The 17,119-nt window shown below is 71.4% G+C and carries 19 protein-coding genes; 14 read left to right on the forward strand and 5 right to left on the reverse strand.

Annotated elements, in window-relative coordinates; translation table 11 throughout:
• The first annotated feature begins 2 nt into the window (after positions 1–2).
• On the forward strand, positions 3–818 hold the full coding sequence (locus NX794_RS25740) for an inositol monophosphatase family protein (protein ID WP_258781352.1): 816 nt from the start codon (positions 3–5) through the stop codon (positions 816–818).
• A gap of 76 nt (positions 819–894) precedes the next feature.
• Here the strand turns inward: NX794_RS25740 and NX794_RS25745 are convergent, their stop codons facing one another.
• A complete protein-coding gene (locus NX794_RS25745) occupies positions 895–1,068 on the reverse strand; it encodes a hypothetical protein (RefSeq protein ID WP_258781353.1) in 174 nt (57 codons plus the stop codon).
• A gap of 415 nt (positions 1,069–1,483) precedes the next feature.
• Here NX794_RS25745 and NX794_RS25750 point away from each other — a divergent pair, with 415 nt between their 5' ends.
• From NX794_RS25750 to NX794_RS25765, 4 genes are all read left to right on the forward strand, one after another.
• Entirely contained in the window at positions 1,484–2,137 is a 654-nt protein-coding gene (locus NX794_RS25750) for a response regulator transcription factor (protein ID WP_258781354.1), read from the forward strand.
• 6 nt (positions 2,138–2,143) lie between these two features.
• Entirely contained in the window at positions 2,144–3,394 is a 1,251-nt protein-coding gene (locus tag NX794_RS25755; protein ID WP_258781356.1) for a sensor histidine kinase, read from the forward strand.
• 393 nt (positions 3,395–3,787) lie between these two features.
• Positions 3,788–4,084 carry a DUF4193 domain-containing protein gene (locus NX794_RS25760; RefSeq protein ID WP_005481602.1) on the forward strand — a complete coding sequence of 99 codons (297 nt, stop codon included), beginning with the start codon at positions 3,788–3,790 and terminating at the stop codon, positions 4,082–4,084.
• 13 nt (positions 4,085–4,097) lie between these two features.
• On the forward strand, positions 4,098–5,012 hold the full coding sequence (locus NX794_RS25765) for a hypothetical protein (RefSeq protein ID WP_258781357.1): 915 nt from the start codon (positions 4,098–4,100) through the stop codon (positions 5,010–5,012).
• Between the two features lie 24 nt (positions 5,013–5,036).
• Here the strand turns inward: NX794_RS25765 and NX794_RS25770 are convergent, their stop codons facing one another.
• On the reverse strand, positions 5,037–5,510 hold the full coding sequence (locus tag NX794_RS25770) for a DUF3093 domain-containing protein (protein ID WP_258781358.1): 474 nt from the start codon (positions 5,508–5,510) through the stop codon (positions 5,037–5,039).
• 66 nt (positions 5,511–5,576) lie between these two features.
• Here NX794_RS25770 and NX794_RS25775 point away from each other — a divergent pair, with 66 nt between their 5' ends.
• From NX794_RS25775 to NX794_RS25810, 8 genes are all read left to right on the forward strand, one after another.
• Complete coding sequence (locus NX794_RS25775; RefSeq protein WP_258781359.1) at positions 5,577–6,161, forward strand: PaaI family thioesterase; 585 nt, start codon at positions 5,577–5,579, stop codon at positions 6,159–6,161.
• A gap of 26 nt (positions 6,162–6,187) precedes the next feature.
• Positions 6,188–6,739, forward strand: a complete 552-nt coding sequence (dut, locus tag NX794_RS25780) for a dUTP diphosphatase (protein WP_258781427.1) — start codon at positions 6,188–6,190, stop codon at positions 6,737–6,739.
• A 1-nt stretch (position 6,740) separates the two neighbouring features.
• Positions 6,741–7,511: a DUF3710 domain-containing protein gene (locus NX794_RS25785; protein WP_258781360.1), complete on the forward strand. Its 771-nt coding sequence runs from the start codon at positions 6,741–6,743 to the stop codon at positions 7,509–7,511.
• Between the two features lie 55 nt (positions 7,512–7,566).
• Positions 7,567–8,427: an alginate lyase family protein gene (locus NX794_RS25790; protein ID WP_258781361.1), complete on the forward strand. Its 861-nt coding sequence runs from the start codon at positions 7,567–7,569 to the stop codon at positions 8,425–8,427.
• A gap of 130 nt (positions 8,428–8,557) precedes the next feature.
• Entirely contained in the window at positions 8,558–11,113 is a 2,556-nt protein-coding gene (locus NX794_RS25795; protein ID WP_258781362.1) for a sensor histidine kinase, read from the forward strand.
• Positions 11,110–11,796, forward strand: a complete 687-nt coding sequence (locus NX794_RS25800; RefSeq protein ID WP_258781363.1) for a response regulator — start codon at positions 11,110–11,112, stop codon at positions 11,794–11,796. Before NX794_RS25795 ends, NX794_RS25800 begins: the two co-directional genes overlap by 4 nt.
• 43 nt (positions 11,797–11,839) lie before the next feature.
• Positions 11,840–12,238: an OB-fold nucleic acid binding domain-containing protein gene (locus NX794_RS25805; RefSeq protein WP_258781365.1), complete on the forward strand. Its 399-nt coding sequence runs from the start codon at positions 11,840–11,842 to the stop codon at positions 12,236–12,238.
• 3 nt (positions 12,239–12,241) lie between these two features.
• The gene (locus NX794_RS25810) at positions 12,242–13,039 is read left to right on the forward strand and encodes a DUF3159 domain-containing protein (RefSeq protein ID WP_258781367.1); all 798 of its coding nucleotides are present in this window, start codon (positions 12,242–12,244) and stop codon (positions 13,037–13,039) included.
• 163 nt (positions 13,040–13,202) lie between these two features.
• Here the strand turns inward: NX794_RS25810 and NX794_RS25815 are convergent, their stop codons facing one another.
• From NX794_RS25815 to NX794_RS25825, 3 genes are all read right to left on the reverse strand, one after another.
• Positions 13,203–13,874: a potassium channel family protein gene (locus NX794_RS25815; protein WP_258781368.1), complete on the reverse strand. Its 672-nt coding sequence runs from the start codon at positions 13,872–13,874 to the stop codon at positions 13,203–13,205.
• A complete protein-coding gene (locus NX794_RS25820) occupies positions 13,874–14,545 on the reverse strand; it encodes a potassium channel family protein (protein ID WP_258781369.1) in 672 nt (223 codons plus the stop codon). Before NX794_RS25820 ends, NX794_RS25815 begins: the two co-directional genes overlap by 1 nt.
• Before the next feature lie 113 nt (positions 14,546–14,658).
• Positions 14,659–14,826, reverse strand: coding sequence for a hypothetical protein (locus NX794_RS25825; RefSeq protein WP_258781429.1), 168 nt, complete (start codon positions 14,824–14,826; stop codon positions 14,659–14,661).
• 161 nt (positions 14,827–14,987) lie between these two features.
• On the opposite strand from NX794_RS25825, the gene NX794_RS25830 reads away from it, so the two are divergent.
• Positions 14,988–17,042, forward strand: coding sequence for an APC family permease (locus NX794_RS25830; protein WP_258781370.1), 2,055 nt, complete (start codon positions 14,988–14,990; stop codon positions 17,040–17,042).
• Positions 17,043–17,119 lie beyond the last annotated feature (77 nt).

Raw genomic sequence — 17,119 nt, forward strand, 5'->3', positions numbered from 1 at the left:
CCGTGACCGACCCCCTGCACCAGGACCTGCTGGCACTGGCCCGGGAGGCCGCCGGCCGGGCCGGCGAGCTGCTGCGGGACGGCCGCCCGGCCGACCTGGCCGTGGCCCGGACCAAGTCCAGCCCGATCGACATCGTCACCGAGATGGACGTCGCGGCGGAGAAGCTGGTCACCGACCTGATCTCCGCGCGCCGGCCGGACGACGGCTTCCTCGGCGAGGAGGGCGCCTCCGTCACCGGCACCAGCGGCATCCGCTGGGTGATCGACCCGCTGGACGGCACCGTCAACTACCTGTACGGACTGCCCACCTGGGCGGTGTCCGTGGCCGCCGAGCGGGACGGCGAGACCGTGGTGGGCGTCGTGGCGGCGCCGATGCGCGGCGAGACGTACCACGCCGTGCGCGGCGGCGGGGCGTGGGCCACGGGCGCCTGGGAGGGCGAGCGGGCGCTGCGCTGCCGTACCGCGCCGCCGCTGGACCAGGCCCTGGTCTCCACCGGCTTCAACTACGTCACCGAGGTCCGCACCCACCAGGCCGAGGTGGCCGCGCGGCTGATCCCGCTGCTCCGGGACATCCGGCGCGGCGGGTCGGCGGCGGTCGACCTGTGCGACGTGGCCTGCGGCCGGCTCGACGGGTACTTCGAGCGGGGCCTGCACGCGTGGGACTACGCGGCGGGGGACCTCATCGCCCGGGAGGCGGGCGCGCTGACCGGTGGACGCCCCGGAGAGCGCCCGTCGGGCGGCCTGACGGTGGCGGGCACACCGGGAGTCTTCGAGCCCCTCCAGCGGCTGCTGGAGGACTTCGGGGCCTGGCACGACTGAGCCCCGGGCCCGCCCCGCACGCAAAGGGACCCCGGCGCTGGATTCGCCGGGGTCCCCTCTTGCGCTTTCAAGCCGGTCAGACGCGCGACGCGCCGACCTCCACACCGTGTTCGGCGGCGAGGCGTCGCAGGTCGTCGAGCTCGGCCTGCTCCACCTCGACGAGGAAGTCGTCGCCCTCGTCGCGAGCCCGGGTCAGGTCGGACTCGGTCGTCTGTATGCGCTGCAGAAGTCCTGCGGTGAAAGCGTCCATGCTGCGCCCCCTCGTCCAGGGTCGTGGGTCGGTGGCACGGGGGTGTGCCGGTGTTGAGAAGGGGCGATCACGTCTCTTACGGGTGCCCAGCGCAGCCCTGCCGGGCGGCGACGGTGCCGGACACCCGCGCCCGCTCTGCGGAAGCGGACCGCGGAGTACCGCATGGTGCTGCGGCACATGCAGAGCGTGATCGCGGGGTGTAAAGCCGTCCTCCCCCCGCTCCCTTCCCGGGAAACCTCAACTGGCGGAGAAAATCCCGCATTCCCGCCCCGGAGCGCGGACCGGCGCGAGCGGAACCCGTCTTACAGCCGACTTACGGCCGAAAAGGGCAGGATGGAGCCCACACTCCACGAACACCCCCGCCCGCCCGCGCCCCCGGCGCGCTACGCGGGTGGACACAGGAAGGACAAGCGACGTGCGCGTACTCGTCGTCGAGGACGAGCAGCTGCTCGCCGATGCGGTGGCCACCGGACTGCGCCGGGAGGGCATGGCCGTCGACGTCGTGTACGACGGCGCGGCCGCCCTGGAACGCATCGGTGTCAACGACTACGACGTGGTCGTCCTCGACCGGGACCTGCCGCTCGTGCACGGCGACGACGTCTGCCGCCGGATCGTCGAGCTGGGCATGCCCACGCGCGTGCTCATGCTCACCGCCTCCGGCGACGTCAGCGACCGCGTCGAGGGCCTGGAGATCGGCGCCGACGACTATCTGCCCAAGCCCTTCGCCTTCAGCGAGCTGATCGCGCGCGTGCGCGCCCTCGGCCGCCGCACGAGCGTGCCCCTGCCGCCCGTCCTGGAGCGGGCCGGCATCAAGCTCGACCCGAACCGCCGCGAGGTCTTCCGCGACGGCAAGGAGGTGCAGCTCGCGCCCAAGGAGTTCGCGGTGCTGGAGGTGCTGATGCGCAGCGAGGGCACGGTGGTCTCCGCCGAGCAGCTCCTGGAGAAGGCATGGGACGAGAACACCGACCCCTTCACCAACGTCGTGCGGGTGACGGTCATGACGCTGCGCCGCAAGCTCGGCGAGCCGCCCGTGATCGTCACGGTCCCCGGCTCGGGCTACCGGATCTGATCCGCCGTGGCAGCGACACCCGCGCCGCCCCAGGCGCCACCGAAGCCGACCTGGGACCCCAGGAAACCGCAGGCCCCCTACCCGTGGCTGCGCCCCACCATCCGCATACGCCTCACCCTGCTCTACGGCGGCATGTTCCTGATCGCCGGCATCCTGCTGCTGTCGATCATCTACCTGCTGGCCGCGCAGGCGATCAACACCGGCAACCAGCCGCTGTTCAAGATCGTCAACTTCGAGAAGCTCCAGGTCTCCAGCCCGAGCTGCCCCGCGATCAACACCACCAGCCTCCCGCTGTCGGACTTCAACGACGCGATCGCCCACTGTGTGGACCAGCAGCGCCAGGGAGCCCTGGACAACCTGCTCAGCCGCTCGCTGCTGGCCCTGCTGGGCCTCGCCGTGATCGCCTTCGCGTTCGGTTACGCGATGGCCGGCCGGGTGCTGTCCCCGCTCGGCCGGATCACCCGTACCGCCCGCGCGGTGGCCGGGTCCGACCTGTCCCGCCGGATCGAGCTGGACGGCCCGGACGACGAGCTGAAGGAACTGGCCGACACCTTCGACGAGATGCTGGAGCGCCTCCAGCGGGCCTTCACCGCCCAGCAGCGCTTCGTCGGCAACGCCTCGCACGAGCTGCGCACGCCGCTGGCGATCAACCGCACGCTGCTGGAGGTGCACCTGTCCGACCCGAACGCGCCGGTCGAGCTGCAGCAGCTCGGCAAGACGCTGCTGGCGACCAACGAGCGCAGTGAACAGCTGGTCGAGGGGTTGCTGCTGCTCGCCCGCAGTGACAACCAGATCGTCGAGCGCAAACCGGTCGACCTGGCCGAGGTCGCCACCCAGGCGATCGACCAGGTGCACGCCGAGGCGGAGGCCAAGGGCGTGCGGATCGCCGGCGGCGAGCGCAAGCCCGTGGTGGTCCAGGGCAACGGCGTGCTGCTGGAGCGGATCGCGCTGAACCTCGTGCAGAACGCGGTGCGGTACAACGTGGCCGAGCAGGGCTGGGTGGAGGTGGCCACCGAGGCCGAGCACGGGCAGGCGGTGCTCACCGTCACCAACACCGGTCCGGTGGTGCCGGCGTACGAGATCGACAACCTCTTCGAGCCCTTCAGACGGCTCCGGACGGAGCGCACGGGCAGTGACAAGGGTGTCGGCCTCGGCCTTTCCATCGTGCGGTCGGTGGCCCGTGCGCACGGCGGGCACATCGTGGCGCAGCCGCGCGAGGGCGGCGGGCTGGTGATGCGTGTCACCCTCCCGCTGTGACCGGGAGGGACACACGCGGAGAATGTTCGCTTGACGCGGAATTTTCCGACACCTGGACGGGGTTCTGTCTGTGTGATCGATCACATGGACGGATTTCCGGCCATGCACTCTCCGTGATCATGAAGTGTGGTGGAAAGCCGGGAAAGTCCGGGTTTTCGACCCTCCTGATCACGGGAAGTACACGGTGAGGCGCCTTTGAGGTGCGGCATTCGGACCGTGTACGGTCCTCACCGCCATCCAAGCCGATCAACCTCGGGAGGTCGGTTTGGGTGTCGATTGAGTAACAGACCTTGATGTGAGGCAAAATCTCCGCCTCAGGTCGGGCACAAGTCCGGCCTCTCACGCGTTACGTGCGCTGGAGACACCGCAGACACCCAGAGGGGGAGAGCGAATATGGCAACCGATTACGACACTCCACGCAAGACCGACGACGACGTCGACTCGGACAGCCTCGAAGAACTGAAGGCTCGCCGGAACGACAAGTCCACCTCGGCGGTGGACGTCGACGAGTTCGAGGCCGCAGAGGGCCTGGAACTGCCCGGCGCCGACCTGTCCAACGAGGAACTGGCAGTCCGTGTGCTGCCCAAGCAGCAGGACGAGTTCACCTGCATGAGCTGCTTCCTGGTGCACCACCGCAGCCAGCTGGCCCGCGAGAAGAACGGTCAGCCGATCTGCCGCGACTGCGACTGAGGACGGGTCGGCCATGTCTGGCTCGACTCCTCCGCGGAAGCGCCGCTTCTCCTTGCGGAAAGCGGACCACGGGCCGTCCGACGGCTCGCACGGCGCACGTGACGACGAGCGGGGCTCATCCACAGCGGGAGCCTCGCTCGAACCGGCGCCGGACCGGACTGACCTTCCGGAGCCGGCGCCGCATCCCGCGCCCGTCGCACGGCGACGGGCCGCGGTGATGCGTGACCGAACCCGGGAGATGGCCCGGGAAGGGGCCCGTAAGGGCCACAGCCGCGCTCGCGCGGGCCTGGCGTACCTCGCGGACCGCGTCATCGAGATCGCCCCGCGTGTCCCCGTACGCGACCTCGCGACCCTGCGCAGGCAGTTCCCCGGGCTCGGACCCGAGGAACTCGCCGACAAACTGGTGGCGGGCGCGGCGGCCGGGACCTCGACGATCGGGGCCGGGATCGGTGCGGCGGCGATGCTGCCGGTGCCGCCCGCCATGCCGACCGAGCTGGCCGCCGAGATCACCGGGGTCGCCGCGATCGAGCTGAAGCTCATCGCCGAACTGCACGAGGTCTACGGCGCCCGTCCGCCCGGGAACCTCCGCACCCGCAGCACCGCGTACCTGTCCTCCTGGTCGGGGGAGCGCGGCATCGACGTGATGAAGCCGTCGACGTACGACACGGCCCTCGGCGGCCGGATGAAACGCGAGCTGCGCCAGCAGATCATGAAGCGCATGGTCCGCGACCTGCCCAACCTGATGCCGTTCATGGTCGGGGCGGCGGTCGGAGCGGTCATGAACCGCCGGGACACCAGAAGACTCGCCGCCCGCATCCGGGCCGACCTGCGCAAGACCCAGGTGCCCTGGGACGAACTGCCCGAGCTGCCGCCCCTGGACGAGCCCGAGAAGCCGCTCCGCATGCGCGAGCTGCCCGGAGACCAGTAGGAAACCCTCAATGCCCGGGGCCGCCTACGCGTCCTGGGTGTTCGCCTTCCCGGCCGCCTCGATGGCCGCGGCCAGCCGCTCCGGCTCGCGCGTCGACAGGTACAGGTAGGGCGTCGGGTCCGCCGGGTCGGTGACCTCCACCCGCAGCGCCCGCGGGATGTAGGCGCGCAGCAGCATGAAGGCGCGGGTGTCGGCCTTGTACGTGCGCCAGGCGCGCGCCTCCTCCGGGTCCAGCACCTCCGACGCCCCCAGCGCGGACACCGGGATCTTCGCCTCGCCCGCGATCAGCGCGTCCCCCACGATCCGGATGCGCGGTGAGCCGTAGGCGCTGGCCATGACCGCGGCGACGGCCGTGCCGCCGACGAGACCGCCCAGCAGCGGCAGCGTCCCGAAGGGCAGCAGGATCAGGGCGAACGAGACGCCCACGAGGAAACTGATCAGCCACCACGAGCGGGGGGCGGTGAGGCGTTCTTCGTACGGGGCGGCGGAGAGCTGCATGGAGCCAAGCTTGGCACGGGAACGCGCGCCGACCGGAGCCGGGGCGGCCGGGTAAGGTCTGCGCCTGTGAGTGGTAGTTCCGCAGCTCTTCAGCCCCCGGCCGACGCCGTGAAACCGGTACGGCACCCCGACGCGCCCGCACCCGGGGAACTCCTCGGTGCCCACTACGAACACTGTTTCGGTTGTGGCCCCGGCCAGCCCCACGGACTGCACCTGGAGGCCCGGGCCGGCGAGGGCGTCTCGCTGACCGCCGAGTTCACCGTGCGGCCCGCCCACCAAGGCGCCCCCGGCCTCGCCCACGGCGGAGTGCTGGCCAGCGCCCTGGACGAGACGCTGGGCTCGCTGAACTGGCTGCTGCGCACTATCGCCGTCACCGGCCGGCTGGAGACCGACTTCGCGCGGCCCGTGCCGGTCGGGACCACGCTGCATCTGGCGGCCGAGGTCACCGCGGTGGCCGGCCGCAAGATCTACTCCACGGCCACCGGGCGCCTCGGCGGCCCCGAGGGCCCGGTCGCCGTCCGCGCCGACGCCCTGTTCATCGAGGTCAAGGTCGACCACTTCGTCGACCACGGCCGCCAGGAGGAGATCCGGGCCGCCATGAACGACCCGGACCAGGTCCGGCGCGCCCGCGCCTTCGAGGTGAACCCGTGAACCATGACCCCGTGAACCACGACCCCGTGACCCGTGACCCCCTGCCCGTCCTGCTCCGGCGCGTCGACCCGGACGTACCGCTTCCGGCGTACGAGCACCCCGGGGACGCCGGCGCCGATCTGCGCACCACCGAGGTGTGCGAACTGGCGCCGGGCGAGCGCGCCGTGCTGCCCACCGGAGTGTCCATCGCGCTCCCGGAGGGGTACGCGGCCTTCGTGCACCCGCGTTCCGGTCTCGCCGCCCGCTGCGGTGTGGCCCTCGTGAATGCCCCCGGGACGGTTGACGCCGGGTACCGTGGGGAGATCAAGGTGATCGTGGTGAACCTCGACCCGCGCGAGTCCGTGCGGTTCGAGCGCTTCGACCGGATTGCCCAACTGGTCGTCCAGCAGGTCGAGCGGGTCCGCTTCCGGGAGGTGGCGGAGCTTCCCGACTCGGCGCGGGCCGAAGGGGGCTTCGGGTCCACCGGTGGCCATGCCGCGGTGGGCGACGAGAGCGGCGCAAGCGGCCGGATCGCCGACGGCGGTCCGGCGGGTGGGAATCGATACGCTTCGGTCGTATCCGACCGGGAAGGACAGTGACGTGTTCGGACGTCGCAACAAGAAGGGTGCCGCCGAGGACGCGGCCGGCGAGGCCGAGCAGGTCGTCGACAGCGTCGACACCGAGGCGCCCGAGACGGACGAGGAAGTGGCCGAGCGCGAGCGCGTCCGGCTGGAGCCCGGGCCCCGGCCCGACGGCCCCTGGGACGACAGCGAGGTGCGCGACCCGGGCGAGGGCCGCGTGGACCTCGGCGGGCTGTTCATCCCGGGTGTCGACGGCATGGAGCTGCGGGTCGAGGTGGCCGGTGACGCGATCGTCGCCGCGACCGTCGTCCTGCGGGACAGCGCCATCCAGCTCCAGGGTTTCGCCGCGCCCAAGCGCGAGGGCATCTGGGGCGAGGTCCGCGAGGAGATCGCGGCCGGCATCACCCAGCAGGGCGGCATCATCGACGAGGTCGAGGGCCCCCTGGGCTGGGAGCTGCGCGCCCAGGTCCCGGTGCAGCTGCCCGACGGCACCGGCGGCTTCCAGGTCGTGCGGTTCGTCGGTGTGGACGGCCCGCGCTGGTTCCTGCGCGGCGTGATCTCCGGCCAGGGTGCCGTGCAGCCGCAGGCCGCCGGCCTGCTGGAGCAGATCTTCCGTGACACGGTCGTGGTCCGCGGCGAGGGCCCGATGGCGCCCCGCGACCCGATCGTCCTGAAGCTGCCCAACGACGCCCAGATGGTGCCGGAAGGCGTCCAGCAGGAGGAGTCCTCGCGCTTCTCCGGCGGCATGGGTCAGCTCCAGCGCGGTCCGGAGATCACCGAGGTCCGCTGACACCGCACAGCCGACGAAAGGGCCGCACCCCTCGGGGTGCGGCCCTTTCGCATGCGTGACCTCTAGACGTGTCCATGGTCCGTACCTACCGTCTCCGGCGGCCCACTCCGCCCCCGCCTCCTTCGTCCACCCCGGCGTCACCGTCTCCCGGAGCCGGCTGGACTTCGCCCGGGACAAGGTGCTGGCCGGCGCCCAGCCCTGGAAGAGCGCCTGGGACCGGATGACGGCGAGCGAGTACGCCGACCTGAACCGCACGCCCAAGCCCCGGGCCACCGTGGAGTGCGGCTCCTACTCCGACCCCAACCACGGCTGCACCGGCGAGCGCGAGGACGCGATCGCCGCCTACACCGACGCCGTCGCCTGGTACGTCACCAAGGACGCGCGCTACGCCCAGAAGGCCATCCAGCTCATGGACGCCTGGTCGGCCACCATCACCGGCCACACCAACAGCAACGCGCCCCTCCAGACCGGCTGGGCGGGCTCCTCCTGGCCCAAGGCAGCCGAGATCATCACGTACACGTACACCGGCGGCTGGGCGAACCAGAACCGCTTCGCCACCATGCTCCGGAACGTCTACCCGCCGGTGGTGATCAAGGGCTCCCACTCCAACGGGAACTGGGCTGTCCGGATCCAGGGCCAGGACCTGTACGGCACCGACGTCGGCGAACGCCTGCGGCAGGCGCTCGGCTTCCAGGCGAGGTACCAGCGCGGCGAGACCGTGCCGGGCCGGCTGTGCGGCGGCTCCCTCACCCTCGGCCTCGGCCCCGTCACCGAGGTCGGCTACAACGCCCTGCACTACCGGCTCGGCACCGCCATGACCGACACCGAGGCGCTGACCCTCCAGCAGCGCCCGGCCGGCGGCGACAACCTCTTCGTGGCCTGGGAGACCCTCACCCACGGCGACAACCCCGACTGAGCGGCGGCGGACCGGGTCATCAGGGATGCGTCAAAGTTGCCCGCGAGGCGCCCCCGTGTCCCTTTCGCCGTGATCGCTGCCCGTAGGGTCGACGCTGCGCAGGCAGGAGTCACGGGAAGACAATGGGGCCATGGCACGCGGCAAGCTTCGGATCTACCTCGGTGCGGCACCGGGCGTCGGCAAGACCTACGCGATGCTCTCCGAGGCACACCGCCGCAGCGAGCGGGGCACGGACTGCGTCGTCGCCTTCGTGGAGCACCACGGCCGCCCGCGCACCGAGGTGATGCTGCACGGCCTCGAACAGGTGCCGCGCAAGGACATCGACTACCGGGGCGCCGTCTTCGGCGAGATGGACGTGGACGCCGTACTGCGCCGCGCCCCCGCCGTCGCCCTCGTGGACGAACTCGCCCACACCAATGTGCCCGGCTCCCGCAACGCCAAGCGCTGGCAGGACGTGGAGGAACTGCTCGCCGCCGGCGTCGACGTCGTCTCGACCGTCAACATCCAGCACCTGGAGTCACTCGGCGACGTCGTGGAGTCCATCACCGGGGTGCGGCAGCGCGAGACGGTGCCGGACGAGGTGGTACGGCGGGCCGACCAGATAGAGCTGGTCGACATGTCCCCGGAGGCGCTGCGCCGCCGGATGGCGCACGGCAACATCTACCAGCCCGACAAGGTCGACGCGGCCCTGTCCAACTACTTCCGCCCCGGCAACCTCACCGCCCTGCGCGAGCTGGCGCTGCTGTGGGTGGCCGACCGGGTCGACGCGTACCTGAACCGGTACCGCAGCGAGCACCGCGTCTCCCGCATCTGGGGCTCCCGCGAGCGGATCGTCGTCGGGCTGACCGGCGGCCCCGAGGGCCGCACCCTGATACGCCGGGCCGCCCGGCTCGCCGAGAAGGGCGCCGGTGGCGAGGTGCTCGCCGTCTACATAGCCCGCAGCGACGGCCTGACCTCGGCCTCCCCGAAGGAGTTGGCCGTCCAGCGGACCCTCGTCGAGGACCTCGGCGGCACCTTCCACCACGTGGTCGGCGACGACATACCGGCCGCCCTGCTGGACTTCGCGCGCGGGGTCAACGCCACCCAGATCGTGCTCGGCTCCTCCCGCCGCAAGGCCTGGCAGTACGTCTTCGGACCCGGCGTCGGCGCCACCGTGGCCCGCGAGTCGGGCCCCGACCTCGACGTCCACATCGTCACCCACGAGGAGGCCGCCAGGGGCAGGGGACTGCCCGTGGCCCGCGGCGGACGGCTCGGCCGGGCCCGGATCCTGTGGGGCTGGGCGGTGGGCCTGGCCGGTCCGGCGGTCCTCGCGCTGCTGCTGAACGCCATCGACCTCGGCCTCGCCAACGACATGCTGCTGTTCCTGGCCGTCACCGTCGCGGCGGCCCTGCTCGGCGGCCTGCTGCCCGCCCTGGCCTCGGCCGCCTTCGGCTCGCTGCTGCTGAACTACTTCTACACACCGCCCCTGCACCGGCTGACCGTCGCCGACCCCAAGAACATCGTCGCCATCGCCATCTTCTTCGGCGTCGGCATGTCGGTCGCCTCGGTCGTGGACCTCGCCGCCCGGCGCACCCACCAGGCCGCCCGGCTGCGCGCCGAGTCCGAGATCCTCTCCTTCCTCGCCGGGAACGTGCTGCGCGGCGAGACCGGCCTGGAGGAACTGCTGGAACGGGTCCGCGAGACCTTCGCCATGGAGTCCGCCGCCCTGCTGGAACGCGCGAGCGACGTCGAACCCTGGACCTGCGCCGGACGCGCCGGGTTCGGACGCCCACTGGAGCGCCCCGAGGACGCCGACGTGGACATGCCCGTCGGCGACCACATGGCCCTCGCGCTCACCGGCCGCGTGCTGCCCGCCGAGGACCGCCGGGTGCTCGCCGCCTTCGCCGCGCAGGCCGCCGTCGTCCTGGACCGCCGGCGGCTGCGCGAAGAGGCCGGGCGGGCCCGCGCGCTCGCCGAGGGCAACCGCATCCGCACCGCCCTGCTGGCCGCCGTCAGCCACGACCTGCGCACCCCGCTCGCCGGCATCAAGGCCGCCGTCTCCTCGCTGCGCTCCGCCGACGTCGCCTGGTCCGAGGAGGACCAGGCGGAGCTGCTGGAGGGCATCGAGGAGGGCGCCGACCGGCTCGACCACCTGGTGGGCAACCTGCTCGACATGTCCCGCCTCCAGACCGGCACCGTCACCCCGCTCATCCGCGAGATCGACGTCGACGAGGTCGTGCCCATGGCCCTGGGCGGCGTACCCGAGGACAGCGTCGGACTGGACGTGCCCGAGACCCTGCCGATGGTCGCCGTGGACCCCGGGCTGCTGGAGCGCTCCGTCGCCAACCTGGTGGAGAACGCCGTCAAGTACAGCCCGCCGGGCCGCCGCGTCCTGGTCGCCGCCAGCGCCATCGCCGACCGGGTCGAGGTACGGGTGGTGGACCGCGGGCCGGGCGTGCCCGACGCGGCCAAGGAACGCATCTTCGAGCCCTTCCAGCGCTACGGCGACGCGCCGCGCGGCGCCGGGGTCGGGCTCGGCCTCGCGGTCGCCCGGGGTTTCGCCGAGGCCATGGGCGGCACCCTCAACGCCGAGGACACGCCGGGCGGGGGGCTCACCATGGTGCTGAGCCTGCGCGCGGCAGGATCACCTCCCGAGCCCGCCGAGGCGGGCGGGGACATCGCGGAACCGGAAAGGCAGGCCCTATGACCCGGGTGCTCGTGGTCGACGACGAGCCGCAGATCGTGCGCGCCCTCGTGATCAACCTGAAGGCGCGCAAGTACGAGGTCGACGCGGCCCCCGACGGCAAGACCGCCCTCGAACTCGCCGCCTCCCGCCACCCCGACGTGGTGGTCCTGGACCTCGGCCTGCCCGACCTGGACGGCGTGGACGTGATCCGGGGCCTGCGCGGCTGGACCCGGGTGCCGATCCTGGTCCTGTCCGCCCGGCACTCCTCCGACGAGAAGGTCCAGGCGCTGGACGCGGGCGCCGACGACTACGTCACCAAGCCCTTCGGCATGGACGAACTGCTGGCCAGGCTGCGCGCCGCCGTCCGCCGGGCCGAGCCGGTGGGACCGGGGGAGGACGACCTGACGACCGTCGAGACCGAGGGCTTCACCGTCGACCTCGCCGCCAAGAAGGTCAACCGGGCCGGCAAGGACGTCCGGCTCACCCCCACCGAGTGGCACCTGCTGGAGGTGCTGGTCCGCAACACCGGCCGCCTGGTCAGCCAGAAGCAGCTGCTCCGGGAGGTGTGGGGGCCGTCGTACGGCACCGAGACCAACTATCTGCGGGTCTACATGGCCCAGCTCCGCCGCAAGCTGGAGAAGGACCCCTCGCACCCCGAGCACTTCATCACGGAGCCGGGGATGGGCTACCGGTTCGAGAAGTGAGCTTGGCTACGGCGCTGTCGGTGGTCACCGGTAGGCTCTAGACATGAGTGCTGTTCCTCGCTCCGAAAAGCCGGCCGGCCGGTTCCGGCGCATGCTCGACCGGCTCTCCTCGTCCCAGGAGGACCTGGAGTCGGAGGAGCTGCGCGAGGACACCGAGACCGCCGGCTGCACCCGGATCGGCGACTGCCGGGACCGGCAGATCGTCACCGTAACTGGTACCTTGCGCACGGTCACCCTGCGGCCGCGCGCCGGGGTCCCCGCCCTGGAGGCCGAGCTGTTCGACGGCTCCGCGGCGCTGGACGTGGTGTGGCTCGGCAGGCGCTCCATCGTGGGCATAGAACCGGGGCGCAAGCTGATCGCATCGGGCCGGATCTCGATGAGCCGGGGCCGCCGGGTGCTGTTCAACCCGAAATACGAACTGCGACCCCTCGGACGGGAGTAGCCGGTGACGTCCCTCGACAAGCCGACCAAGGACACCGACCAGAGTCCGCCCGGCGCGACCGACGATGCCCGCGCGGTGACCGAGGCCGCCCTGTTCGAGGCGTTCGGCGGCATCCGCGGCATGGTCGAGACGGTCGTGCCGGGCCTGCTGTTCGTCGCGATCTTCACGGTCAACAAGGACCTGCACCTGTCCGCGATCGCCGCGCTGGCCGTCTCCCTGGTCCTGGTCGTGGTCCGCCTCGCCATGAAGGACACCGTCAAGCACGCCTTCAGCGGCGTCTTCGGCGTGGCCTTCGGCGTGGTCTTCGCGATGTTCACCGGCAACGCCAAGGACTTCTACCTGCCCGGCATGCTCTACACGCTGGGCCTGGCCATCGCCTACATCGCCACCACGCTCGCCGGCGTGCCCCTGATCGGCCTCATCCTCGGCCCGGTCTTCAAGGAGAACCTCTCCTGGCGCACCCGCAACCCCGGCCGCAAGAAGGCGTACGCGAAGGCCAGTTGGGCCTGGGGCCTGATCCTGCTCGCCAAGTGCGCGATCCTCTTCCCGCTGTACTGGTGGGCGAACACCGCCCAGCTCGGCTGGGTCCTGGTCGCCCTCAAGATCCCGCCGTTCCTGCTGGCCGTCTGGCTGACCTGGGTCTTCCTCGCGAAGGCGCCCGCGCCGATCGACGTGTTCGCGGAGATGGAGGCGGAGGAGAAGGCGGAGAAGGCCGAGAAGGAGGCCGAGGAGGAACGCAGGGCCGCGCTGGCCGCCGAGGGCGGCGAGGGCACGGGCGGGCGGCACCGGCGGGGGGCCTGACCGCTCCCGTACGGCTTCTGCCCGGGGCTCCGGCGCGGACCTGGACCTCTCGCACGGACTCCCATACGGCTCCCGTACGGCTCCCGTACGGCTCCTGTACGACGACGGAGGGCGCCCTCGGCAGCGAGGGCGCCCTCCGTGTGTCTCAGGTGTCTCCGGCCGGTCAGGCCTCGTCGCGCCGGACCGACAGCAACTCCTCCAGTTGCTCCTCCCGGGCCTGCGCGGCGACGAAGAGCAGCTCGTCGCCCGGCTCCAGGGAATCCTCCTTGGAGGGGGTCAGCACCCGGGTGCCCCGGATGATCGTGACCAGCGAGGTGTCCTGGGGCCACTCGACGTCCCCGACCTGGGTGCCGGCCAGCGCCGACTCCTCCGGCAGGGTCAGCTCGACCAGGTTGGCGTCGCCGTGGCTGAAGCGCAGCAGCCGGACCAGGTCGCCGACGCTCACCGCCTCCTCGACCAGGGCGGACATCAGACGCGGGGTGGAGACGGCCACGTCCACCCCCCAGGCCTCGTTGAACAGCCACTCGTTCTTGGGGTTGTTCACCCGGGCGACGACGCGCGGGACGCCGTACTCCGTCTTGGCGAGCAGCGAGACGACCAGGTTGACCTTGTCGTCGCCGGTCGCGGCGATCACGACGTTGCAGCGTTGCAGCGCGGCCTCGTCCAGGGACGTGATCTCACAGGCGTCGGCCAGCAGCCACTCCGCCTGGGGCACCCGCTCCACCGAGATGGCGGTCGGGGCCTTGTCGATCAGCAGGATCTCGTGGCCGTTCTCCAGCAGCTCGCCCGCGATCGAGCGGCCGACGGCACCGGCTCCGGCAATGGCGACCCTCATCAGTGACCCGCTTCCTCTTCCGGGCCCTCGGCGAACGTCGCCTCGACCTTCTCGACGTCGTCCGTCCGCATCATCACGTGCACGAGGTCGCCCTCCTGCAACACCGTCTGCGAGCTGGGCAGGACGGCCTCGCCCAGCCGGGTCAGGAACGCCACGCGGACGCCCGTCTCCTCCTGGAGTCGGCTGATCTTGTGCCCGACCCACTTGGCGGAGGCGTGCACCTCGGCGAGCTGGACACCACCGGTGGGATCGCGCCACAGCGGCTCGGCGCCCGAGGGCAGCAGCCGGCGCAGCATCTGGTCGGCCGTCCAGCGGACGGTGGCCACGGTCGGGATGCCCAGGCGCTGGTAGACCTCGGCACGGCGGGGGTCGTAGATCCGGGCGGCCACGTTCTCCACACCGAACATCTCGCGGGCCACGCGCGCGGAGATGATGTTGGAGTTGTCACCGCTGGAGACGGCCGCGAAGGCGCCGGCCTCCTCGATGCCCGCCTCGCGCAGGGTGTCCTGGTCGAAGCCGACCCCGGTGACCCGGCGGCCCCCGAAACCGGGACCGAGCCGGCGGAAGGCGGTGGGGTCCTGGTCGATCACCGCGACCGTGTGTCCCTGTTGCTCCAGGGTCTGGGCAAGAGCGGAACCCACTCTTCCGCAGCCCATGATGACGATGTGCACGACCGTCCTTCCGTGTCCAAAAGCTACTGCTGAGCCTCAGGGTCTCAGACCGACGCCCAAAGCTACACACGGGCGGTCACAGCCGAGCACCCCCGTGCCGGGGGGCGCCCCGCTCAGCGGGGATCCCCGGGCCGCGACTCGCCCGGCCGGTGCCGCGGTTCCCCCTCGGTGAGCAGGGAACGGGCCCACCGCCGAGTGATGCTGCGCACGCTGAAGAAGGTCAGGATTCCGAGGCAGAACAGAGCGAGCGCCGCCCCGATCAGCTCCGCGGTCGCGGGCATGGAACCTCCGAGGTGCGACGACAGGCGGCGTTTGCCATCTAGACACGGAACGCGCGCCGGCCACGGAATCCGTGGTTCCTGTGTGGTTCGAGTTCACTCGTGGGGCAGATACGGGACGGTGACTGGGCGGCTGCCTGTTCGAAGGCTTACGATCCTCTCTCGTGTCCAAACTGACCGACGTGCCCAAACGGATTCTGATCGGGCGCGCACTGCGCAGCGACCGGCTGGGCGAGACGCTCCTGCCGAAGCGCATCGCGCTGCCCGTCTTCGCCTCCGACCCGCTGTCCTCCGTCGCCTACGCGCCGGGGGAGGTTCTGCTGGTCCTGTCCATCGCGGGCGTGTCGGCGTACCACTTCAGCCCCTGGATCGCCGTCGCGGTGGTCGTGCTGATGTTCACCGTGGTCGCCTCCTACCGGCAGAACGTGCACGCGTACCCGAGCGGCGGCGGCGACTACGAGGTCGCCACCACCAACCTCGGCCCACGGGCCGGCCTGACGGTCGCCAGCGCCCTGCTCGTGGACTACGTGCTGACCGTCGCCGTCTCCATCGCCTCCGGCATCGAGAACCTCGGCTCCGCGATCCCGTTCGTGGTCGAGCACAAGGTGCTGTGCGCGTCCGCCGTGATCGTCCTGCTGACCCTGATGAACCTGCGTGGTGTGCGGGAGTCCGGCAAACTCTTCGCCATCCCGACGTACGTGTTCGTCGGCGGCGTCTTCATCATGATCGCCTGGGGTGCCTTCCGGGGCCTGGTCCTCGGCGACACCATGCGCGCCCCGACCGCCGGCTTCCACATCAAGGCCGAGCACCAGGGCCTGGCGGGCTTCGCGCTCGTCTTCCTGCTGCTGCGCGCCTTCTCCTCCGGCTGTGCCGCGCTGACCGGCGTGGAGGCCATCTCCAACGGCGTCCCGGCCTTCCGCAAGCCCAAGTCGAAGAACGCGGCGACCACGCTCGCGCTGATGGGCCTGCTGGCCGTCACCATGTTCTGCGGCATCATCGCCCTCGCCATGACCACGAAGGTCCGCATGGCCGAGCACCCGGCCACCGACCTGATCAACGGCAGCACCCCGGTCGGCTCCGGCTACGTCCAGAACCCGGTGATCTCCCAGGTCGCCGAGGCGGTGTTCGGCAAGGGCAGCTTCCTGTTCGTGCTGCTGGCCGCCGCCACCGCGCTGGTGCTGTTCCTGGCCGCCAACACGGCCTACAACGGCTTCCCGCTGCTCGGCTCGATCCTCGCCCAGGACCGCTACCTGCCGCGCCAGCTGCACACCCGCGGCGACCGCCTCGCCTTCTCCAACGGCATCGTGCTGCTGGCCGGCGCGGCGGCCCTGCTCGTGGTCATCTACGGCGCCGACTCCACCCGCCTGATCCAGCTGTACATCGTCGGCGTGTTCGTGTCCTTCACGCTCAGCCAGACCGGCATGGTCCGGCACTGGAACCGGCACCTCGCGGCCGAGAAGGACCCCGCCAAGCGCAGCCACATGATCCGTTCGCGCGCGATCAACGCGTTCGGCGCCTTCTTCACCGGCCTGGTGCTGGTCGTCGTCCTGGTCACCAAGTTCACCCACGGCGCGTGGGTGGCCCTGCTGGGCATGGTGATCTTCTACGCCACCATGACCGCGATCCGGAAGCACTACGACCGGGTCGCCGAGGAGATCGCGGCCCCCGAGGGCCCCGCCGACGACATGGTCCGCCCGTCCCGGGTGCACTCGGTGGTCCTCATCTCCAAGATCCACCGCCCGACGCTGCGCGCCCTGGCCTACGCCCGGCTCATGCGCTCGGACACCCTGGAGGCGCTCACGGTCAACGTCGACCCGGCCGAGACCAAGGCGCTGCGCGAGGAGTGGGAGCGGCGCGGCATCGACGTACCGCTGAAGGTCCTGGACTCGCCGTACCGCGAGATCACCCGGCCGGTGATCGAGTACGTCAAGAGCCTGCGCAAGGAGTCCCCGCGCGACGCGGTCTCCGTGATCATCCCCGAGTACGTGGTCGGCCACTGGTACGAGCACCTGCTGCACAACCAGAGCGCCCTGCGCCTGAAGGGCCGCCTGCTGTTCACCCCGGGCATCATGGTCACCTCGGTGCCCTACCAGCTCCAGTCCTCCGAGGCGGCCAAGCTGCGCGCCCGCAAGCGGCAGGAGTGGAGCGCCCCGGGCGCCGTCCGGCGCGGCCCCGCGGCGGAACGGCCGAAGGAGCCCACGACGGCGGCCGAGGACTGAGGGCCGCGAGGGAGGCCGTAGACTGGTGGGCTGTTGTCCCGGCCCGCCGCTCTTCCCTCCCTCGGGCCTCTCTTCGA

It is taken from the genome of Streptomyces pyxinicus (assembly GCF_024753135.1).
Classification (GTDB): Bacteria; Actinomycetota; Actinomycetes; order Streptomycetales; family Streptomycetaceae; genus Streptomyces; species Streptomyces pyxinicus.